The following is a 19,925-nucleotide window of genomic DNA, read 5'->3' as shown; positions in this document are numbered from 1 at the left end:
TTTTGTGCAAAACAAACACATTTTCTGCCGAACCGCCGCAAAAACGGCGAAGCCGGAACCGACATCCGGCGGAGAAGTCCTTGCAAAACCCGGACGATCTGTCATTTGCACCGATCGTTTTCGAGACAATGGTCTTTGCCCCGCGGCAAATGGCTCCTGCGTCTTTTACAGGAAACGGTGCCGCAGCGGATTCGGAAAGCGTGCTCGGCGCGGAACCCCTTGCTAAGCAGACGCTGTACCGGCTCTCCGGCAGTAAGACCGGCAGCCCGATCCGCGTGCAGAAAGAACGCCGCGCCGCAGCGCAACCGGCTTTTCCGCAACCGTTTTTTAAAGGAGCAGACCGAAAACGAGGCGCAAAAAAGCTGCAAAAAGGCCGCCGGCTCGAAGAAGCCGGCAGCCTTTGGGTGTTTTTTTCTGGCGCGATGGCGGCTGTCCGCCCGGATGCATCCGCAGCGCCCGGCAGTTTCCGGTTGGCAAACTCCAATCGGATTACGCATGTGGGAATCGGCGGGTTTTCGTGCAAAAATTTCGAAAACGAACCGACCGGAATCTCCGGTGCAAAGACGGCGCGCTGCGCTCTCCAGGTCTTGCGGACCCGACGCAACGCATGCGCGCGAACGCGTCGCCCAAAAATCGCGCTTACAGCGTCGACAGGCGGATCACAAACGGCACGGCGACGTTTCCCCCCGCCGGAAGGAGTTTCAGACTGCCGTCTTCCCGCGCTGCATGCCGCCCTTCGATGGAGGCGTTCGCAGGCTCCAGCCCGGTGACATACTCCCCGCGTCCGTACATCTTCCACTGTACAAAATGATCCAGCAGGTTGCCGTCATAGGTGATTTCCAGGCGGGTTCCGATTTCCGGATTTTCAACCCCATAGGTCACCTTGCCGTCCGCGTCTTTTTCCATCTCGTGATAATAGCACATCTCTTCAAAGGTTTCCTGCGGCGGAAGCACTTCACTCCAGCGCTCCAGCGCCGTTGCCGCATGCGCGGTGCGCGGCGTCTGCTTGCGGCTGGGCAGCAGCAGTTTGGCGTGCTCGCTCAACAGCGGGAATCCCATATTCATATGATACAGCAGCATATACGGCACAGCCTTGTAATCCTCATTGACGATGGTATCCGTAAAGCGCAGCTCATTGGAGCCATACACGCAGGTATACTCCCGGCGCAAAAGCAGCTTGGTGCTGTAGAGCGACGCCTGCCGCACAAGGCCGGAAATCTTCAGAACCGGCGTGCCGTTTTCAAATTCCACGCGCGCGCTGACCTCTTCGGCCGGAATATTGCCCACCGTGCCGTGCTGCTCGAACGTTTCTCCTTCATCCTCGCTGGGCAGGCCGATGTTCGAAAGCCCGCAGGTGCTCAAAAAGCCTGCGAAAAAGTTCTTGAGGAACCGATCCTCGTCAAAATGGCTCGGTGCGGACATGCCGACCGGCGCAATATAGTTGAGGTTCCGGCCCATAAATTTCACCTGATAGAGATCGAGGCACCGGTCCGGCAAGATGGTAAACTGCAGTCCGGCTCCGTTATCCGCTTCGATCATACGCATGCCGTTTGCCCGGCCCTGCGTTCCGATCACCTCCCGCAGGAAAAACAGCTGGTCTGTGTGTCCGATATACGGACGGTATTTCTGAAATTCAAACGCCTGCATTCTAAAGCTCCTCTTTTCCTGATTTTTGGAAATTCTCCTTGCAAAATCCGCGCATGACAGCGCCTGTTTTTTTTTGCAAGAAAATCGTTTTCCTGGTGATAATCCTATCCTAACACGCCAACCCGCGCGCGTCAATTCTTTTCTGTCGGAAACGCTCAGGAAAGGCCGGTCAAGCCGAAAACAATTCCCGCCACAGCAGAAGCCCCGATAAACACAATCGGGTGAATTTTGGAAAATTTCCGCATCAGGAAAAACACCAGAACGGCAAGCAGCAAATAAGGCCACTGGAAAAGCTGCAAAATCTCGTGCGTGATCGAAAACGTCTCCAAATTCAAAATAGAAATCTGGAAAATCGGCACGACAGCGGCGGCGATGAGTCCCACGGACGCCGGACGCAGCCCGTAAAACGCGCTGTTGACAAAGCGGTTTTCCCGAAACGCCTTTAAAAAGCCGGCAATCATCAAAATGACAATGATCGAAGGCGCCACCAGCCCCAGCGTTGCAATCCCTGCACCGAGCACGCCGCCCGAAGTAAACCCGACATAGGTCGCCATATTGACGCCGACCGGGCCGGGCGTCGATTCTGAAACGGCAATCATATCCGCAAGCTGCGCGTGCGTATACCAGCCGGTGCGGTCGGAAATATCATAAAGGAACGGCAGCGTCGCCATGCCGCCGCCAATCGCAAAGAGTCCTGCCTGGAAAAATTCCCAGAAAAGCCGAAGATAAATCATGCGCGCTTCCCTCCGATCAGATGCACCAGAATTCCGGCGGCTGCCGCCAGCGCAACAAAAATCACCGGCGTCCAGGCCGTCAGCAGCGAACCGAGAAAGACCGCACAGAAAATCAGCAGCGTGGGCTTATCCACCACCGATTTTTTCCACAATTTGATCACCGCATTGAGCACCAGCACGCACACGCAGGCGCGAATTCCGGCAAATGCGTTCTGCACGACCTCCAGATCCGCAAAATTCCGCAGAAACGCCGCAATCGCCGTAATAATCACCAGGGACGGAAACACCACGCCAAAGGTCGCAAAAATGCCGCCAAACACACCTTTTTGTTTATTCCCGATAAAGGTTGCCGTGTTGACGGCTATAATGCCGGGCGTACACTGCCCGATCGCGTAGTAGTCCATCAGCTCGTCTTCGGTTGCCCAATTTCGTTTTTCCACAATTTCCCGCTGCAAAATCGGCAGCATCGCAATGCCGCCGCCAAAGGTCATCACCCCGATTTTTGCAAACGTCCAAAACAAATCCCATAACTCCAGCAACATGATCCCCTCGTTTCTGAATCGTCAAGCGCAAAACGCGCCGGGCGCACCCTCCTGTTTTTAAGTGTAAAAGCGTAAAAGCTGACCGCCGTCAAAGGCTCTGCGCCGCACTCATTTTTCTTTTCCGGATTTGGCAGGCGCCGACTCTTCCGTTTCCGCCCGGAGCAAATCCAGAATCCGCTCACAGGCCAGCTTGTTGGCATAACTCGCCACGGCAAACCGCAGCGCCGCGTCGGAAAGCGCCTCTGCATCGGGCATTTCCGGCAGCTGTCCGGCTGCTGTTTTGACGGAAGCATCGAGCACATCGAGATATTTCTCATAAAACGCCTCGATTGCGCCGTCCCCGATTTCCCGCTTGAGCAAAAGATTCGTATCCTTCACGGAAAGCACCCGTTTGAGCATACAAATCGCCGTCAGATACGCCAGGTGCTCGCGGGAATACTTCTTGCCCTTGGTTCTTTTGAGCAGGCCTTCCTTGATATAATTGTTAATCATGGATGATGTCAGCTGATCGTCTGCACCGGGAACAATTTGCTGACGCGGCATATACGTAATCACCTGATCCATATAGAGATCCAGATCCGGCAGCTCTTCCCAGTCGACCGGGCGCTGCTTGCAAAGCGCTTCCTTTAGCTGATCCAATTCCTGCATCCTATTGTCCCTCCAACATTCAATCAAAAAGCAGCCAGACAATCCGAAAGCCGGACCACCGTAGGCTTTTTCTATTTTCATTATAAAAAGAGCGCTAAAAATTGTCAACAACATATTGACATTGTAAAAACCACGTAATATAATATTTAAAACTACATTAATGCATTAATAATAAATAACAAAGGAAGTGGGAGCATGCCTTCGATCTGTATTTTCGGAGATTCCGTCAGCAAGGGTGTTGTGTTTGACGCAGCCCGCAGGAAATATCAGTCCCTGAAGGACAGCTTTGCCAATCTGTTTTGCAGTACAACCAGCGTCCCGGTCACCAACTATTCCAAATTCGGATGCACCATCTCCAAAGGTCAGGAGCTGATCCGCCGGCACGCGGAGGAACTTTGCGGCTATGACTGCGTGATTCTGGAATTCGGCGGCAATGACTGCGATTTTAACTGGGCAGAAATTTCTGCCGACCCGGACGGCGTGCACCTTCCGAAAACGCCGCTGAAAGAATTTGAGCAGCGCTATATCAATATATTTGAAGAAATTCGCAAGAAAGGCGGGCGGCCGGTTCTGCTTTCGCTGCCCCCCATCGAGCCTGTCCGCTACTTTCACTGGATTTCCCAAGGCCTGAATGCCGACAACATTCTGCGCTGGCTCGGCGACGTCCATCGTATCTACCGCTATCATGAGCTTTACAATATGACGGTCTGCCGTCTGGCGCTCAAAGAGCAGGTGCCCATGGTCGATATCCGCAGTGCATTCCTGCTGGACCGCAATTACAGCGCGCTGCTGTGTGAGGACGGCATTCACCCGAACCAGAAGGGGCACGATCTCATCTATCACACCATCCATTCGGACTACGCCACCCGGCTGCGTCCGCTGCTGGAGCGCTAACCCGTCCATGCGCCCCTGAATCGCCCGGACGGATGCGAACGGCAGAAATCCGGACAAAAGCCCGCCGAAAATTCGGCGGGCTTTTTGATGCGGAAAAATTTTTAAATTTTTTTCTCTTTATAGGGCGGTTTTGAGAAGATGTTCTCCCCAAGATATTCCCGAATTGACCGAAAAACGCCCAAAAGGCCGACAATATCTTGCGTTTTCCGTGGTTCCTCCAAAACGCTGGGCAATCTCTCCCGTTTCGACAAAATTTTTCGTCCGAATCCGCTATAGTAGGAGTACGGGAAGCAAACAGCACCCCAACAAAAAAGGAGGCAATTAAAAAATGGAAGCCATCACAAAAGGATATTCTCATCTGTTCAACACGGTAACGGACGCAATCCGCGAGCTGGAAGCAGTCAAGCAGCAGCTCATCCAGTGCCAGCAAACTGCGGAACTGCTCTACATCGAGGAGGATCCGCTTCTCCTGGAACAGCATGCATAATCCCAAATCGCACGCGGAAGGACATGGCAGCTGCCTTCCGCCTTTTTATGCGCCGCTCCGGCACACCGAAGCATGACCGTGTCGTACCGGGAACGCGCCGTTCGCACCGGCTGAACCGGCAATAAGGCTGTCCGATTTTCGGCTGACATCCCATTTTATCCGGCGCACCATGTATGAACCGGTTCCTTTTTGGAAAAAACAAGCATAACATTGCCATTTTAAAGGAGGAACCACAAATGAAAGGGTTTGCAATGCTGGGAATCGGAAAGGCCGGATGGATTGAAAAAGCACCGCCTGCCATCGGGCCGCTCGACGCGCTGGTTCGCCCGATTGCCATCGCGCCGTGCACCTCGGACATCCACACCGTATGGGAAGGTGCGCTCGGAGAGCGCCATGACATGATTTTGGGACACGAAGCGGTCGGCGAAGTCGTCGAAACCGGCGCGCTGGTGAAGGATTTTCGAAAAGGCGACCGCGTGATTGTGCCGGCCATTACGCCGGACTGGAACGCGCTGGAATCGCAGGGCGGCTACGCGATGCATTCCGGCGGCATGCTGGCCGGATGGAAATTTTCGAATTTTAAAGACGGCGTTTTCGGGGAAGTCTTTCACGTAAATGACGCCGACGGCAATCTTGCCCGTCTTCCGGACCGGCTCGACCCGGCCGCCGCGTGTATGCTCAGCGATATGGTTCCCACCGGATTCCACGGCGCGGAACTGGCCGACATCCAGTTTGGCGACACGGTGCTCGTTATCGGGATCGGGCCGGTCGGCCTGATGGCCGTTGCCGGTGCCGCGCTGCGCGGCGCTGCCCGCATTCTGGCGGTCGGATCGCGCCCGGCATGCGTTTCCGCTGCCAAAGCGTACGGCGCAACGGACATCATCAACTATAAGGACGGCCCGATCTGTGAGCAGACTTTGCAGCTGACCGGCGGCCGCGGCGTCGACCGGGTTATCGTCGCCGGCGGCGGCAACGAAACGTTTGCCGCCGCGGTAAAAGCCATTCGGCCCGGAGGGATCATCGGCAACGTCAACTATCTCGGCGAAGGGGAATCCATCTCCATCCCCAGGGCGGAATGGGGCTGCGGCATGGGCCACAAAACCCTTGCGGGCGGTCTGATGCCCGGCGGACGCCTGCGCATGGAAAAACTCGCCGCGCTGATGGAAACCGGACGATTGGACACCGCTCCGCTGATCACACACGTATTCCACGGATTTGAGAAAATCGAGAAAGCGCTAATGCTGATGAAAGAAAAGCCCGCCGACCTGATTAAGCCGGTTGTCCTGATTGACAACTGAGAAAGGAGACGCATCCCATGGCCTATCCCAGCAATTTTTCGGAAAAAATGCAGGAGTATTTCGCTACCCTGCCGAAGTTCCTGCAGGAGTCCATTATCCAGAGCGGTGTTTCCCTCACGACAGAGCAGCAGCTGCGCGATTTCGTCGCACAGCTGGAAAAGCCCTCTGCGCCGTAATTTTCTGCTGACCGAAAAGAGCCTTTGGCTTTGGAAGCCGCAAAAAAGCCAGCGGCAGAATGGTAGCACCAGATAAGAAAACATTGTAGAAGTCAGTAAAATCAATGTTTTTCATAGTGCAAACACGGTGCGAAGTCGAAACAATCAAATACTGACAGGCTCAAAGGGCGTTGATATGCAAATATCAGTGCCCTTTTCCTATACCCACACCGCCATAGGCATTGAAAACCTATGGCGTTTTTTATACCTATAAAGGAGGCTGGTAAAGGAGGCTGGCAATGAAACTGACAGAAGCAGAAATGAGGATGGTGTTTCAGATTGAAAGTACCAATCAGAACGCCGCCCTGAATAAGATTTACATGACTTGGCGCTATGCGCCGAACTCGGCAACGAAAGAAACAGCGGAAAGCCTTCTGGACAAGCTCCGTCCCCTGTCAGAGCAGGAGTGCATGGATTTGATCCGCAAGGTGCAGACCGAATACCATCTGCCGGAGAAAGCCCACACCATCGGGGAAATGCTGGCAGAAGCCCGGCAGCGATCCGGGGCACAGAAGTTATCCGGCCATGACATTATGGCTTTGGAGCGGTTCGACCCGGCGACCAGGCACATGATCGTCTTTGATGTTCTTCCCCATGACTCGCCTGTTGGCTGGAAGGGTGAGAAAATGCGTCTGTTCCTGACGGATTCCGGATACAGCAAGGCTTTGGAAAATCAGGAAAAGGGGCACATCAAAATCCGCAACCATGCGAAGGTGCTTTCCGGTGATCTCCACTATGACCATAAAGATCGTGAGAGATATCCGACTGAAAACTGTATCAAAATCAGCGGAATATCTTCTGTTTCTTCCTCTGTGGCTTGCGTTGTGAACAGGGCGTGGATGTTTTTCCATACGGGAGACTATGGAGGCATACAGAGGGATAAAACGCTCAAAATCAACACTTTTTTTATTTTCACAGGAAGGAGGTGCGAAGATGGCTGTTTTTCGTATTGAAAAGACCCGTGATTATACGGTCATGTCGAACCATCACTTGAAAGAACGGACGCTGACCCTGAAATCCAAAGGGCTGCTGTCCATGATGCTGTCGCTCCCTGACGAGTGGAATTACACCACCAGAGGCCTTGCAGCGATCTGCCGGGAAAGTGTGGACAGCATCGGTGCGGCCTTGAAGGAGCTGGAAACCCACGGATATATCCGACGCACCCAGCTTCGAGATGAAAAAGGCAAGATCACGGATACCGAGTATGTCATTTACGAAATGCCTCCGTGTGAGCCGCCGTCAAGCCCATGTACGCCTTTACCGGGTACGACAAAGCCATATACGGAAAACCCGGATATGGGTATCCCGGATACGGCGGAACCGTGTACGGAAAAACCCGCACAATTAAATACTAATCAAACAACGATTGATTTATCAAATACTGAACTATCAAATCCTATCCAATCAAATCCCCCTACCCCCACAGGGGCAAGGATGGGAACAGATCGGATGGGAGCCAGAGAATGTTATCGTGAAGTGATTTTGGATAACATCGAGTACAGCTATCTGGTGCAAGACCGCCATATCGACCGTGAGCAGCTTGACGAGATCGTTGATCTGATCGTGGATATTGTGTGTTCTGCCCGCAAAGTCATCCGCATTGCCGGAGACGATTATCCGGCGGAGGTGGTAAAGTCCCGGTTTATGAAGCTGGACAGTTCCCATGTCCAGTAAGGATGGACTGACTCAACAACAGGTATGCAGCTTAAAAAAATCCGCTGTCCCAAGGGCGCACCCGTCCATAATCCTGCATTGATTTTAAGTGTAATTCCATGACCGGTTTTTGTCGATGGGAGCCTGTTGCCCGGAGATCTTTGACAGCGAAGCTGTCCGTATCCCTTAGTGTACTTATACTAAGGGGCACACTTATTCACCACCGCGTCGGCGCAAACTCCATATCCTTCGCCCCGCCGCAAGCGGCAGGTCTCATCCATTCCGTTGTGCCTCCTTTTCCCACAAAGTCAACGACTTTGTGGGAGCCCTTTTGCGGCGGTGGTATGCCTTGCGGCATCGTGCGCTCTGCGAGGGGGATGTCGCTTTCTGCGGAAAGCGACAGACAATGCCACAGCACCTGCGAGTGCTGCTGTCATCGTCTACGCGATTGGGCAAATACCGTCGCTTCAACCGACGCTATTTTTCCAACCGCCTGCGCAAACCTGCCACCGGCAGCTTTGCCGCAGAAATGGACGGGCATCCTGCCCGTCCATTTTCTCTTTTACGAAAAAGAAACAGAAAAAAGAAAGAACGAGGTGAATAAGACATGGCGATTTACCATCTGGAAACGAAGGTGGTCAGCCGGGGTGCAGGGCGCTCCGCTGTGGTCGCCTCCGCTTATTTGAGCTGTTCCCGTCTCTACAATGATTACGACGGGATACAGCACGACTATACGAAAAAACAGGGACTCGTCTGGCAGGAAGTTTTCCTCCCCGCAATGGCACCGCCTGAATGGAAAAACCGGGAGCAGCTATGGAACGCCGTGGAAGAAGTTGAGACAGCCAAGGACAGCCGGTTGGCACGGGAATTTGTCGTTGCCCTGCCCATAGAGCTGAGCCGTAAAGAACAGATCGAGTTGCTGCAAGAATTTATCCGGGAGCAGTTCGTATCAGACGGGATGTGTGCTGATGCTGCCATCCATGACACCGATGGTCACAATCCTCATGCCCACATTCTGCTGACGGTGCGCCCGCTGGATGAACGAGGCAAGTGGCAGTACAAGACCGAGAAAGAATACCTCTGTATGAAAAACGGCGAGGAACGCGGCTTCACCGCTGCCGAGTTCAAGACAGCGCAGGCCGATGGCTGGGAGAAGCAATATCCCTACAAGGTTGGCAAAAAGAAGGTGTATATGACGCCGTCTGCTGCCGAGGCGCAGGAGCTTGTCCGGGCTGACAAGCATCCCAAAAGCACCCGGTACGGCAGACAGAATCCCATCTCCGAACGCTGGAACAGTGAAGAACAGCTTTTGACATGGCGGGCAACATGGGCTGACGTGTCCAACCGTTATCTGGAACGCGCCGGGCGGGAGGAGCGCATTGACCACCGCAGCAACGCCGCGCGGGGTATTGACGAGATTCCTACCATCCACGAGGGTGTGGCAGCACAGACGTTGGAACGCAAGGGAATCATCTCCGACCGCTGCGAACTAAACCGGCAGATCAAGGCAGACAATGCACTGCTGCGGGAACTAAAAGCAGAAATCAAGAAGCTGGCCGCACTGGTCGCCCGTACTGTTCCCGCTATTGCGGAGGGACTGGAGAAACTGCGCAGCCGTGTGCTGATTTTCTGTTATCAGCTCTCTCATATTCGCAGCGGCAAAGCGCATATTCAAAAATCTCTTGCCGTATGAAAACCGGAGCTGGAGCGTTGCACCGGTCTGGTACAGCAGATCAAGGAAAAGAGCAAGGAGCGCAAAGCACTGATTGCTGAGAAAAAGGAATTGCCAGTATATCGCGTGAAGCGACACAAGGCGCTGGCTGTCCGCATTGCCGAGCTGACGGAAGAATTGGAGAAGCTGCGTTCCGAAAAGGCGCTTCTTTTGCAAAGATTTGAGTATGCAGAGGATGCAGGCGCGGAGACGTTCCGCAAGGATATTGCCACTATGGAAACTGGCTTGAAAAAGCTGGAGGCACGGGAGCAAAAATTTTCTTCCGAACTGAATAAGGCATTGGCTGAATACGCAGAGCTGAAAGAGCGGGCTGCGGATTTTGACCCGATGGAGCTGTACAAAGCACGGCAGGCCATCCGTCCTACGCAGGAAAAGGCAGCAGAACAGCAGTTGGAGGATGCCATACATGAGAGGCCATCTCTTATTATGCTGCTCAGCGCCAAGCAGAAAGCGTCTCGTCTGCTTGGAGAGGATGCAGAAGAAGAACGGCAGGCGCGGCAGATGATCATGCGGCGAAGGAGTACGGAGCAACTTAAAAGGTCTCACCTTAAAACGGATCGATGCAAGATCGAACGTTAATGATAGTGCAAAAGTAGTAGTATTATGTGAATACGTCATTCATGTTGTGTGAATTTCTGTTCTTCTCCTTGCAATCACCCCATCTGTGCAATATGAAACAAAATGGGCATCAGAACGCAACGTTTGGATGCTTCGGTCCGAGCCCTTTTACGCTCCGGTTTTTTACCGCGGCGACAACGATTACCGGAATTCTATCGTCTCTTTCTGCAACACTGCCTCCTTTTGATTAGCAAGTTTTTCTCCGCACCTCTTGCAAACCAGAAAGAAGCGCGGTACAATATGACCAGAAGATCCAAAATGGTCATATTTGAGGAGGCACAGCCTTGGCTTTTACCGATTACGAGACCGCGCAGCTCCGCAAGGCGTTGCTGAAGGAAACGAGACATTGTGCTGTCACGCTGGGGATGAAGAAAACCTCCGTGGATCAGCTGACAAAGGCGGTCGGCATTGCAAAAGGCTCGTTCTATAAATTCTACGAATCCAAGGAGATGCTATTTTTCGCGGTTTTGGAGAACATTCACTCCGAGCTTTATGGAGTAGCCGACCGAGTACTGGGCGAAGCTGACAGCTTACCGCCGTCGGAACGTGCGGCAAAGGCTGTCCTTGCCGTTTGCCGGCGGCTGTCTGATACCGGCGACATGGTTTTCATCGAAAACGATGCGAAGCTGCTTTTGCAGAGATTGCCGGAGGACATCAAAAATATCCACTACCACGATGACGAGACACACATCCGCCAGCTTTTGGAGAAATATGATCTCGTGCCGAATCGCGGCGTTTCCTTGGCTGCCGCGACGGTACGGGGACTGATCTTGACCGTCTCCCACAAGGGGCAGATCGGGGAAATGTACCCGCAGGTGCTGGAAACGCTGGTGTGCGGCGCTTGCAGGGAGCTATTTGAATAAGCCGAAAGGCCGCAGAAATGCGGCTTTTCCAAGATGCATCGGTTAGCGAACTCTAACCGCAAAATTGCGCGTATTAGTTAGGTGAATCTAACACCGAAGGGAATGACAGCGATGCGAAAACACAAGAATTTCTGGGACAAAAATGCCGGTCGGTACGACCGCTTTATGCGAAAGGATCGGGCGGCATATGACGAGATGTATGCACTGATCCGGCCGGTTGTAAAAGCCAAGACGGTGTTGGAGCTGGCGACCGGCACGGGATTGATCGCAAAACACATCGTAAACGCGGCGGCGCACATCGAGGCGACGGACGCCTCCGCAGAGATGATCGCCGAAGCAAAGCGGGATAATCGCTCGGCAAAGCTGCACTTCTCCGTGCAGGATATGTTCCGCCTGCCCTATGCGAACAAATCCTTCGACGTGGTGATTGTGTCCAACGCACTGCACATCGTGCCGCAGCCGGAGAAGGCCCTTGCCGAGATCCGCCGGGTGCTGAAAGAGGACGGTGTGCTCATCGCGCCGACCTTCACCCATGCCGGAAACTCTTTTTCCGGCATGGTCAGGGCATTTTTTATGAGGATGGCAGGCTTCCCTCTCCGCAGCAAGTGGACGAGCGAGGAATACCTGCGCTTCCTACGGCAAAACGGCTGGGCGGTGCGGAAAAGCGCTGTTCTAAAGGCGTCCTTCCCGCTGACCTATGCGGAATGTGTGAAATCGGAGGTGTGATAAGATGTCATTTTTTGAGAACACCAGAAAGCCTGTGGGGCTTGGCGGAAAAATCATGGTCGCTATGATGAACCTGGGGCACAGTCCTGTGGCACGGTGGGGACTTCGCTTTTTGGAGCTTACTCCGGACGCCAAGGTGTTGGACTGCGGCTGCGGCGGCGGGGCGAACATCAAGAAACTGCTGAAAAAATGCCCGCGGGGCGTCGTCAAGGGCATCGACTATTCGCCCGTCAGTGTGGAGAAGTCGAAAAAGGTCAACAACGCCGCCATCGCGGAGGGCCGCTGCACCGTTCTGCAAGGCAGCGTGGCGAATATGATCTTTGCAGGCGACTGGTTCGATGCGGTAACGGCCTTTGAAACCGTCTATTTCTGGCCCGATCTGCCCCGGTGCTTCCGGGAGGTCTATCGGGTGCTGAAGCCCAGCGGGACATTACTCATCTGCAACGAGAGCAGCGGCGATACGGACAAGGACAAGAAGTGGACGGAGATCATCGGCGGCATGACCATCTACAAGGACGCCGAGCTGAAGACGTATCTGGAGCAGGCGGGCTTTCATGAGGTGCAGATACACAAAAAGAAAAGCTGGCTCTGCATTACGGCGTGGAAATGAGGGGACTAAATCATGAGTATCTTTGCATCTATCTTACGCAGCGTATACAAGCTCTCCGGCGCGAAAAAGGCGTTCGCCTTGCCGGAGGATGCACTGCGAAAGGAAATTGAAAAGCAGAACCGGCATCGTGGCGTTTTTACGCCCACCGACCGCAAGGCATATTATGAAACGATCGCGGTAAACGGCTTTCCCTGCCTGATCGTGCGAGAGCATCCGAAGCCGTCCGAGCGCGCGATTCTTTATTTTTTCGGCGGCGGTATGGTGATCGGCCCGGACAAGGGTGACCTGCCCGTGATGCGTAAGCTGTGCCGCGAGACCGGCTGTGATGTGTGGTTCCCGTTTTATCCCCTCTGCATGGAGTATTGTATCACCGAAACCTATGCGATGGTTTACGAATGTTACCGGAAAATGATTGGGCTGTATGGCGGCGGAAATATCAGTACCTGTGGCTTTTCCTCCGGCGGTGCGCTGGCTTTGGGGATCGCGGCGCACAACAACGCGCAGCCTGAACCGCTGCCGCAGCCGAGGCATATCGTTGCCGTATCTCCCGGCGAGGTTCCGTGGAACGATGCGGAAAGGGCGCGGATGCAGGCACTGAATGAAAGGGACGTCGCCATCGACTATGCCTTCATGGTAACGGTGGAGAAATTCATGCGGCATGGCTGCAAGAATGTACCGGACTATATGCTCTCCGGCTCCCGGGGAGATTTTACCGGCGTAGGCGATATTCACTTCTTCTATTCTGCCGACGAGGTGCTCTACGGCGCATTGCCGGACTTTGAGGAAGCCTGTAAACGGGCAAATGTCCCCTATACGGTGTCCGCCCGCCCGAAGATGGTGCATTGCTACTGTATGCTGCCGATCTTCAAGGAGGCAAAGGAGGACTTTGCGAAAATCGTGGACATTTTGAAAAAATGAGATCGGAAACGGTCGTGTGATGATTGAAACACGGAGGGAAGGCCATGGAACGAAAAGAAGCCATTCGCAGTGCCTATCGGCTGACAGGCGGAAACAGTTTTTATGACGGCATGATCACCTGCTCTACTCTGAGCGGGAAAGCGGTGTGCCGCTTGGTATGGGCTATGAATAAGGCGGAAAACGACGCCTATCTGGAAAAGGCAATGTCCGGTATTCCGGAGCATTTCTCCGGCAAGCTGCTGGAGGTACCGGTGGGAACGGGCATTCTGACCATGCCCGTTTATCAGACGCTGCCGCAGGCGGACATCACCTGTCTGGATTACTCGCCGGACATGATGTCGCAGGCGCAGGAAAAAGCCGACCGCCTGCACCTGAAAAACGTGTCCTTCCGGCAAGGGGATGTGGGGGCGCTTCCCTATGAAGACGATACTTTCGACATCGTTTTGTCGCTGAACGGTTTTCACGCTTTCCCGGACAAGGAAGCCGCTTATCGGGAGGTTTTCCGGGTTTTGAGACCCGGCGGGACATTCTGCGGCTGCTTTTATGTGATGGGCGAGCACAAGCGGACGGATTGGTTTGTCCGGCATGTTTATGAAAAGACAGGTTTTTTCACACCGCCCTATGAGGCGGTTTCCAGTCTGAAAGCACGGCTGGATGGAATGTATACGGATGCGGACATGGGAAACCTGAAAAGCATGGCATGGTTTGTCTGCCGAAAAGCGGGTTAAATCTGAGATGGTCTCATGCACGCAAGAAAGAACAAGGAGGGAGGCAATCAGATGAAGGACAACGAGCTTCTATTCGACCACAAAAGCCATGTGCTGTATTCAAAGCCCTGCAAGAAGGAGATACGGGCAAAAATCGCCCTGCACTACCCGGAAGCGGAGCGGGAGACGGTTTGGGAACAGGTGCAGCGGCAGTACGCGGTCTTTCTCTCCGACTGGCGCACCGACTTGGGCGGCAAAAAGAACTTCCACAACGGCGTAGGCGGCACCTACGACTGCATCGCCATCATGAGCTATTATGTGGTCTGCAAAGCCGTCACATCGTTCCGTGAAATCGAAGAGATGGAGGAAAATCTGATTCTTCCGACTTTCCGCAAGCTGAAATTTGTGGACTGCAACAAGCCGTTCTGGCGGAAGCTGATGTACAAGGCATTTGTTCGTGCGAAAAGCGGCTGCGACAAATGGCACGATTATGAGATGTCGATTGCGCCTTATGAAACCGACAAGCCTATTTATTATGAATTTACGGCGTGCCCGGCAGCGGAGTTTGCCGTCAGGCACGGTCTTACGGATATTATGCCCGCCCTGTGTAATGTGGACTTTGCGTCTATGGAGCTGCTCCATGCAAGGCTTATACGGACGAACACCTGCGTGAACGGCTGCCGGTGCGACTATACCATCTGCGGCGATAAGGATCCGTACGTAAAGTCGCATCCCGAATACCGGGATGAGGCGGGCTATCGAAGAAACAAATAATACTGCAACGCAAAGGCGGTGAGACAAATGGAAACCTTTCTTGGGATCATGATCCCTTTCTTGGGCACAGCACTGGGCGCGGCCTGCGTGTTTTTTATGAAAAGATCCCTTGGCGATCTGGTGCGGCGCGCCCTTGCCGGCTTTGCCGCCGGTGTGATGGTGGCGGCGTCCATCTGGAGCCTGCTGATCCCCGCCATTGAGCAGTCGGAGGATATGGGGAAGCTGTCCTTTCTCCCCGCCTTTATCGGCTTTTGGGTCGGCGTGCTGTTTTTGCTCCTGCTTGATCGTTTGATCCCCCATCTTCATGTGGGAAGTGAACAGGCCGAGGGTCCGAAAAGCAAGCTCGGGCGCACCACCATGATGGTGCTGGCTGTTACCTTACATAATATCCCGGAGGGAATGGCAGTCGGCGTGGTGTATGCAGGCTTCCTCGCGGGAAATACGCAGATCACGGCGGCAAGCGCACTGGCGCTGTCCCTCGGCATTGCCATTCAGAATTTTCCCGAGGGCGCGATCATCTCCATGCCGCTCCGGGCGGAGGGGGAACGCAAGGGTCGAGCGTTTCTCGGCGGCGTGCTTTCCGGCGTTGTCGAGCCTATCGGCGCGGTGCTGACGCTTCTCGCGGCGCAGCTTGTGATCCCGGTGCTGCCGTATCTGCTGAGCTTTGCAGCGGGCGCCATGCTCTATGTGGTGGTAGAGGAGTTGATTCCGGAAATGTCGCAGGGGCGGCACTCGAATCTTGGAACGGTGTTCTTTGCGGTAGGCTTCAGCGTGATGATGGTGCTGGATGTGGCGCTGGGATAAGGAAGTAAATGATGATTTTACAGGTGATTTTGGAAGGCATAGGACTTGGCGTTCTGCTCATTCTGGTTTGCGCCATCGGTATCCGCAAGGGCGCGGTGGGCATGGTGCATCTTTACAGCCCGGTGGTGCAGGAGCGGTGCGTAACGCTGGGACTTACAACACACGCGAAAATCAAGCGAAATGCTTTGATTTTCAAAGCGGTATGTGTTCCCGGTTACATCGCCTATGTGCTGGTCTGCGTCTATGCGGTGAACGGTGCGCGGGGGTTTCTTGCGGGCTTCTGGCAGCTGCTGGTCATACTGTCCGTTATGAATCTCATAGACCGATTTTGGGTTGACGGCTATTGGGTAGGACATACGAACGCATGGGGAATCCCGGGAACGGAAGACCTGAAACCCTACATTACAGCCAAGGATAAGGGCAAAAAGTGGCTGTTCGGCACGGTGGGCATGGCAGTCATTTCGGCAGCACTGGCGGCGATTATGATGCTTTTTATGAAAATATGAGGTGATAGAAATGCTGTTTCAAACATATGGCGACAGGAGGAATCCTGCCGTGCTGTTCTTTCATGCAATGGGTGTGACAGGAGCGAGCAGTGAACCGATTGCGAGGTATTTGCAGGATCGATATTTCTGCATCTTGCCCACCTCCACCGTTTACTGCGAGGGGCAGAAATATGTCAGCAAGCTGGACGAAATACGGCAGGTGGAGGACTTTCTGCATCGACAGGGCGTGGAGCGGCTGGCGATGGTGGTCGCTTCTTCCATCGGTGCAGACCTTGCCATGGTGTTTCTGACGCAGACGAAGCTGCCCGTGAAGCACGCTTTCTTTGACGGCGGGCAGTTCGCCCAAATCGGAAAGGGCACGCGCCGTATCATGACACCGTTTCTGTATTTTGCCATCAAGAGCCTATATTGGTCGAAGGGCGGTACGCTGAAAAAGATACTGTGGTGTGACGACGATTCCATAAAGTCGTATTTTATAGACGCAGGGAAAAATCTGACCTATACAAATTTGCGGCGGCAGATTTCGGACAGTCTGGAGGATAAACCCTTTCCGCCGCTTCCCGAGAAGCTGCAAGAGCATACTTATTTCGAGTTCGGCAGCAAAGAGGAGCATTTCAAATACCGTCAAGCAGTGATGGAAGCCTACCCCTGCGGCCATTATCCCGTGTTTGAGGGATACGATCACATGCAATATCAGATTCGCGATCCAAAAGGGTTCGCCGAAATGCTGGCGCACATCGCCGAGCGTGACTGTATGCCGGAACTGCCATTTATCAGAAAGTGAGTGATACCCATGAAATACAAAATCGAGAAAAACACCGTACAGGAGACGCTGATCATTCCGCTGTATGCGCGGAAGGTCTGCTCAGAACTATACCCGAATCTCTACCGGGACGAAACAGCGGTTCGCCTGATTGACGAGATCGACTACGATTTTTCGGAGACGGAAAAGAAATCCCACAGCCTGATGCAGCGTTTCGGTTCACTGGAGGTGGCCATGCGGCAGAATGACCTTGCTTTTGAGGTGCGGGATTATCTGAAATCTCACCCCAATGCGGCGGTGGTCAATCTGGGCTGCGGGCTGGACGGCACCGGAAGAAGCTGCGACAACGGCAGCTGTAACATTTACAATCTGGACTTTCCCGATGTCATAGCCGTGCGTAACGAGCTGCTGCCCGCCGAGGAGCGGGAGCAAAACATCCCCTGCAATCTGAACGAAACGGCGTGGTTTTCTAAAATCGACGCATCCGGCGGGGCGATATTCTTTGCCTCCGGCGTGTTCTATTACTTTCTAACCGAGCAGGTCAAGACGCTGGTGCGGGCCATGGCAGACGCCTTCCCCGGCGGTGTGCTGGTGTTTGACGCTGCGAATCGGGCGGCGGTGAAGATGATCGCCAAGACATGGCTCAAGAGTGCGAAGATCAGGGATGTGGGCGCGTATTTCGCGGTTTCCGACGCTCCCAAAGAGATCGGCGCGTGGGACAGCCATTTGCAGGTCTCGAGCCGCGGCTATATGCTGGGCTACAACGATTTGAAGGACGCGTCCGTCAGCGGCTTTTTCCGCTTTCTCGCCAAGGTCGGCGACAACGGGATGAAAATGCAAATCGTGAAAATTGGATTTTGAGAGAGGTATTTTAAATGAAACACATTCACTTTGACGTTGAAAGCGGCGGCTTTTACGGCGCATATTGGGTGTGCAAGGACGGTTCAAGCTGCGCCATCATCGCTATGCTCGGCGACGACCCCGAGGATTATATGGCGCGCTCTGCGGTGAAGTGGCTGCTTCGTCTCGGCGTGAACATTTTGACCATGTCGCCTGCAAAAAAGGACTACGGTCATCACAACTATCCCCTTGAACGCATCGAAAAAGCAATGGCATGGCTCAAATTACACGGAAACGAAAAAATAGGCATTGCGGGAGCCTCAACGACAGGTACCCTCGCCCTGACGGCAGCATCGATATTCAGCGACATTTCTCTAACCATTGCAATGACACCCAGCGACTTTGTGTGGCAGGGGTTCATGCAGGGCAAAAAGGACGGCTGCAAGGAATGGCCAATCGAGGGAGAATCACTCTTTTCTTACAAGGGAAAGCCCTTGCCATACATGCCGTTTTGCTATCAGCACCCCGACTATTGGCGCATAATCTCGGAGGAGTCCAAACGCACCGGCAATATGATCGCCTTGCGCAAGCTGTTTGACGACTCTGAAGCGGCGCACCCGATAACCGAGGAAGAATTTATAAAGGTCGAGAATATCCGCGGAAAGCTGTTTCTTGTCGGCGCAGAGGACGACGCACTTTGGGACGCCGCAAAATACATCCGCCGCATGGAAAAACGCCTTGCGGAGAAACCGCACTCCTGCGAAGTCGAGGCGGTCATATATGAACACTGTACGCATTTTGTTTTCCCCGACGGTATGCTCAAGACCATGCTTCCCGTCGGCTCAGCGCTGTTTGTCAAGCTGGCGTTCAGCACTGCGAAGAAATATCCAAAGGAGTGTAAAACGGCTCGCATTGATATTGACCGCCGCATGACTCGCGTTATATGTGATTGGAGGGACAAAAATTGACCTATTTTGGAATGCCTTTCGGCATGTGGACATTGTTTGCGCCGTCCTTCCGAAGACAGCTGACCACTGTGCTGGGCTATGATGCAGACACCGCAAAAGCGATCACAGAAAAAGCAAAGCCGAAATACCGGCAGATCATCCGCAGACTGCCGGAGTTTGAAAAAGCCGACCGCTTCAAAATGAATCTGGTCAACTGTGCCATGATCGGCGCGTTCATTCTTTCCATGCCGGAGCGCCCGGACGTGGAACGGTTGACGGTCTACTACGCCAACGCCATGATGACAAAGCCCATGAAATGGTTCTGCCGCAAGAGCGGAAAAAGCAAATTTACCGAAAAGGACATTGCCGGCATGAAAGCCACTGCCGCGCTGAAGGCCGCCGACCGCAATCCCTACTCGTGGAACATGGAGTTTTACAAATACCCCGACGGCAGCGGCTACGAGGGTCGATTTACCCAATGCGGCATCTGTGTGCTGATGAAAAAGCTGGGGCTATATGACCTCACTCCCGCGCTGTGCCGTCTGGACTACACCATGAGTGAGGCGGGCGGCGTGACCGACTTTGTGCGGCAGTACACTCTCGCCTCCGGCGGACCGTACTGCGACTGCGGATATAAGAAGAAGGGCTTCATAAAACCCGAAAAGGAGGCAGGACGGTGAAAACAGAAGAACAAAGAAAATTTATCCGTTGCTGCATTCTTGGTGCGATCGGCGGGATATTGATGGCTGCCGGTGATTGGCTGCTGGGGTGCGTTCCGCTGCAGGAAACGAACACGGGAATGTTCAACAGAGCCTATTATTTGTCCGGCGCTTACGATTTGTGGGAAACCGTACTGGTCATCGGGTTGGGAGCAATTGGGTGCTTTCTCTACTCCTTCATGGGAAAGGCACTGAATACGGATAGTCAAGAATGCCATCATGAAGAAGCATCTTCAGCATTCCGCCAATATGCATGACGATACACCCCTCCTGGATGCGG

Annotated in this window: 24 protein-coding genes and 1 pseudogene; 21 read left to right on the top strand and 4 right to left on the bottom strand. The window is 53.8% G+C overall.

The genetic code is table 11. The features are described 5' to 3' along the window. Nucleotides 1-639: 639 nt before the first annotated feature. The 4 genes from IAG03_RS02110 to IAG03_RS02095 form a co-directional block, all read right to left on the bottom strand. Nucleotides 640-1,647 (bottom strand): aldose 1-epimerase family protein, encoded by a 1,008-nt coding sequence (locus tag IAG03_RS02110; RefSeq protein WP_249318050.1) that lies wholly within the window; start codon nt 1,645-1,647, stop codon nt 640-642. A gap of 155 nt (nt 1,648-1,802) precedes the next feature. After that, the gene (locus IAG03_RS02105; protein ID WP_249318049.1) at nt 1,803-2,381 is read right to left on the bottom strand and encodes a chromate transporter; all 579 of its coding nucleotides are present in this window, start codon (nt 2,379-2,381) and stop codon (nt 1,803-1,805) included. Continuing rightward, on the bottom strand, nt 2,378-2,920 hold the full coding sequence (locus IAG03_RS02100; RefSeq protein WP_249318151.1) for a chromate transporter: 543 nt from the start codon (nt 2,918-2,920) through the stop codon (nt 2,378-2,380). The genes IAG03_RS02105 and IAG03_RS02100 overlap by 4 nt, the downstream gene beginning before the upstream one ends. Before the next feature lie 111 nt (nt 2,921-3,031). After that, nucleotides 3,032-3,571: a DUF1836 domain-containing protein gene (locus tag IAG03_RS02095; protein ID WP_249318047.1), complete on the bottom strand. Its 540-nt coding sequence runs from the start codon at nt 3,569-3,571 to the stop codon at nt 3,032-3,034. Nucleotides 3,572-3,766: 195 nt separating this feature from the next. Here IAG03_RS02095 and IAG03_RS02090 point away from each other — a divergent pair, with 195 nt between their 5' ends. From IAG03_RS02090 to IAG03_RS01995, 21 genes and pseudogenes are all read left to right on the top strand, one after another. Next, nucleotides 3,767-4,465 (top strand): SGNH/GDSL hydrolase family protein, encoded by a 699-nt coding sequence (locus IAG03_RS02090; RefSeq protein ID WP_249318046.1) that lies wholly within the window; start codon nt 3,767-3,769, stop codon nt 4,463-4,465. A 328-nt stretch (nt 4,466-4,793) separates the two neighbouring features. Then, complete coding sequence (locus tag IAG03_RS02085) at nt 4,794-4,952, top strand: hypothetical protein (protein WP_249318045.1); 159 nt, start codon at nt 4,794-4,796, stop codon at nt 4,950-4,952. Between the two features lie 236 nt (nt 4,953-5,188). Continuing rightward, nucleotides 5,189-6,250 (top strand): NAD(P)-dependent alcohol dehydrogenase, encoded by a 1,062-nt coding sequence (locus tag IAG03_RS02080; protein ID WP_249318043.1) that lies wholly within the window; start codon nt 5,189-5,191, stop codon nt 6,248-6,250. A gap of 17 nt (nt 6,251-6,267) precedes the next feature. Next, the gene (locus tag IAG03_RS02075) at nt 6,268-6,426 is read left to right on the top strand and encodes a hypothetical protein (protein WP_249318042.1); all 159 of its coding nucleotides are present in this window, start codon (nt 6,268-6,270) and stop codon (nt 6,424-6,426) included. 485 nt (nt 6,427-6,911) lie between these two features. Then, nucleotides 6,912-7,223, top strand: a pseudogene (locus tag IAG03_RS14490) (DUF5720 family protein); the annotation flags it as partial. 175 nt (nt 7,224-7,398) lie between these two features. After that, nucleotides 7,399-8,139, top strand: coding sequence for a DUF6017 domain-containing protein (locus tag IAG03_RS02065; RefSeq protein WP_346726090.1), 741 nt, complete (start codon nt 7,399-7,401; stop codon nt 8,137-8,139). Nucleotides 8,140-8,725: 586 nt separating this feature from the next. After that, complete coding sequence (mobQ, locus tag IAG03_RS14485) at nt 8,726-9,811, top strand: MobQ family relaxase (RefSeq protein ID WP_430472427.1); 1,086 nt, start codon at nt 8,726-8,728, stop codon at nt 9,809-9,811. Nucleotides 9,812-9,916: 105 nt separating this feature from the next. Then, nucleotides 9,917-10,429 carry a hypothetical protein gene (locus IAG03_RS14480; protein WP_430472426.1) on the top strand — a complete coding sequence of 171 codons (513 nt, stop codon included), beginning with the start codon at nt 9,917-9,919 and terminating at the stop codon, nt 10,427-10,429. 323 nt (nt 10,430-10,752) lie between these two features. Then, nucleotides 10,753-11,331, top strand: a complete 579-nt coding sequence (locus IAG03_RS02055; protein ID WP_249318041.1) for a TetR/AcrR family transcriptional regulator — start codon at nt 10,753-10,755, stop codon at nt 11,329-11,331. A 111-nt stretch (nt 11,332-11,442) separates the two neighbouring features. Then, entirely contained in the window at nt 11,443-12,057 is a 615-nt protein-coding gene (locus tag IAG03_RS02050) for a class I SAM-dependent methyltransferase (protein WP_249318039.1), read from the top strand. A 4-nt stretch (nt 12,058-12,061) separates the two neighbouring features. After that, nucleotides 12,062-12,667, top strand: a complete 606-nt coding sequence (locus IAG03_RS02045) for a class I SAM-dependent methyltransferase (protein WP_249318038.1) — start codon at nt 12,062-12,064, stop codon at nt 12,665-12,667. Nucleotides 12,668-12,679: 12 nt separating this feature from the next. Beyond that, on the top strand, nt 12,680-13,585 hold the full coding sequence (locus IAG03_RS02040) for an alpha/beta hydrolase (protein WP_249318037.1): 906 nt from the start codon (nt 12,680-12,682) through the stop codon (nt 13,583-13,585). A gap of 44 nt (nt 13,586-13,629) precedes the next feature. Then, nucleotides 13,630-14,313, top strand: coding sequence for a class I SAM-dependent methyltransferase (locus IAG03_RS02035; protein WP_249318036.1), 684 nt, complete (start codon nt 13,630-13,632; stop codon nt 14,311-14,313). A gap of 51 nt (nt 14,314-14,364) precedes the next feature. Next, nucleotides 14,365-15,066, top strand: a complete 702-nt coding sequence (locus IAG03_RS02030) for an L-2-amino-thiazoline-4-carboxylic acid hydrolase (RefSeq protein ID WP_249318034.1) — start codon at nt 14,365-14,367, stop codon at nt 15,064-15,066. Nucleotides 15,067-15,093: 27 nt separating this feature from the next. Then, a complete protein-coding gene (locus IAG03_RS02025; protein ID WP_249318032.1) occupies nt 15,094-15,870 on the top strand; it encodes a ZIP family metal transporter in 777 nt (258 codons plus the stop codon). An 8-nt stretch (nt 15,871-15,878) separates the two neighbouring features. Continuing rightward, on the top strand, nt 15,879-16,376 hold the full coding sequence (locus IAG03_RS02020) for a hypothetical protein (RefSeq protein WP_249318031.1): 498 nt from the start codon (nt 15,879-15,881) through the stop codon (nt 16,374-16,376). A gap of 10 nt (nt 16,377-16,386) precedes the next feature. After that, entirely contained in the window at nt 16,387-17,160 is a 774-nt protein-coding gene (locus tag IAG03_RS02015; RefSeq protein WP_249318029.1) for an alpha/beta hydrolase, read from the top strand. 9 nt (nt 17,161-17,169) lie between these two features. Continuing rightward, entirely contained in the window at nt 17,170-18,000 is an 831-nt protein-coding gene (locus IAG03_RS02010) for a class I SAM-dependent methyltransferase (RefSeq protein WP_249318028.1), read from the top strand. Between the two features lie 14 nt (nt 18,001-18,014). Continuing rightward, nucleotides 18,015-18,947, top strand: a complete 933-nt coding sequence (locus IAG03_RS02005) for an acyl-CoA thioester hydrolase/BAAT C-terminal domain-containing protein (RefSeq protein WP_249318027.1) — start codon at nt 18,015-18,017, stop codon at nt 18,945-18,947. Beyond that, on the top strand, nt 18,944-19,606 hold the full coding sequence (locus tag IAG03_RS02000) for an L-2-amino-thiazoline-4-carboxylic acid hydrolase (RefSeq protein WP_249318026.1): 663 nt from the start codon (nt 18,944-18,946) through the stop codon (nt 19,604-19,606). Before IAG03_RS02005 ends, IAG03_RS02000 begins: the two co-directional genes overlap by 4 nt. Beyond that, entirely contained in the window at nt 19,603-19,902 is a 300-nt protein-coding gene (locus IAG03_RS01995) for a hypothetical protein (RefSeq protein ID WP_249318025.1), read from the top strand. The genes IAG03_RS02000 and IAG03_RS01995 overlap by 4 nt, the downstream gene beginning before the upstream one ends. Nucleotides 19,903-19,925 lie beyond the last annotated feature (23 nt).

Origin of the sequence: Yeguia hominis (assembly GCF_014384705.1) — a bacterium.
GTDB classification, from domain to species: Bacteria; Bacillota; Clostridia; order Oscillospirales; family Acutalibacteraceae; genus Yeguia; species Yeguia hominis.
This window is presented reverse-complemented; position numbering and strand designations above follow the sequence as displayed.

Bases quoted from the DNA above. Each gene is read 5' to 3' on its own strand.
- IAG03_RS02110 (WP_249318050.1), bottom strand. From the start codon at position 1,647: ATGCAGGCGTTTGAATTTCAGAAATACCGTCCGTATATCGGACACACA.
- IAG03_RS02105 (WP_249318049.1), bottom strand. From the start codon at position 2,381: ATGATTTATCTTCGGCTTTTCTGGGAATTTTTCCAGGCAGGACTCTTT.
- IAG03_RS02095 (WP_249318047.1), bottom strand. From the start codon at position 3,571: ATGCAGGAATTGGATCAGCTAAAGGAAGCGCTTTGCAAGCAGCGCCCG.
- IAG03_RS02090 (WP_249318046.1), top strand. From the start codon at position 3,767: ATGCCTTCGATCTGTATTTTCGGAGATTCCGTCAGCAAGGGTGTTGTG.
- IAG03_RS02085 (WP_249318045.1), top strand. From the start codon at position 4,794: ATGGAAGCCATCACAAAAGGATATTCTCATCTGTTCAACACGGTAACG.
- IAG03_RS02080 (WP_249318043.1), top strand. From the start codon at position 5,189: ATGAAAGGGTTTGCAATGCTGGGAATCGGAAAGGCCGGATGGATTGAA.
- IAG03_RS02075 (WP_249318042.1), top strand. From the start codon at position 6,268: ATGGCCTATCCCAGCAATTTTTCGGAAAAAATGCAGGAGTATTTCGCT.
- IAG03_RS02065 (WP_346726090.1), top strand. From the start codon at position 7,399: ATGGCTGTTTTTCGTATTGAAAAGACCCGTGATTATACGGTCATGTCG.
- mobQ (WP_430472427.1), top strand. From the start codon at position 8,726: ATGGCGATTTACCATCTGGAAACGAAGGTGGTCAGCCGGGGTGCAGGG.
- IAG03_RS02050 (WP_249318039.1), top strand. From the start codon at position 11,443: ATGCGAAAACACAAGAATTTCTGGGACAAAAATGCCGGTCGGTACGAC.
- IAG03_RS02045 (WP_249318038.1), top strand. From the start codon at position 12,062: ATGTCATTTTTTGAGAACACCAGAAAGCCTGTGGGGCTTGGCGGAAAA.
- IAG03_RS02040 (WP_249318037.1), top strand. From the start codon at position 12,680: ATGAGTATCTTTGCATCTATCTTACGCAGCGTATACAAGCTCTCCGGC.
- IAG03_RS02035 (WP_249318036.1), top strand. From the start codon at position 13,630: ATGGAACGAAAAGAAGCCATTCGCAGTGCCTATCGGCTGACAGGCGGA.
- IAG03_RS02030 (WP_249318034.1), top strand. From the start codon at position 14,365: ATGAAGGACAACGAGCTTCTATTCGACCACAAAAGCCATGTGCTGTAT.
- IAG03_RS02025 (WP_249318032.1), top strand. From the start codon at position 15,094: ATGGAAACCTTTCTTGGGATCATGATCCCTTTCTTGGGCACAGCACTG.
- IAG03_RS02020 (WP_249318031.1), top strand. From the start codon at position 15,879: ATGATGATTTTACAGGTGATTTTGGAAGGCATAGGACTTGGCGTTCTG.
- IAG03_RS02015 (WP_249318029.1), top strand. From the start codon at position 16,387: ATGCTGTTTCAAACATATGGCGACAGGAGGAATCCTGCCGTGCTGTTC.
- IAG03_RS02010 (WP_249318028.1), top strand. From the start codon at position 17,170: ATGAAATACAAAATCGAGAAAAACACCGTACAGGAGACGCTGATCATT.
- IAG03_RS02005 (WP_249318027.1), top strand. From the start codon at position 18,015: ATGAAACACATTCACTTTGACGTTGAAAGCGGCGGCTTTTACGGCGCA.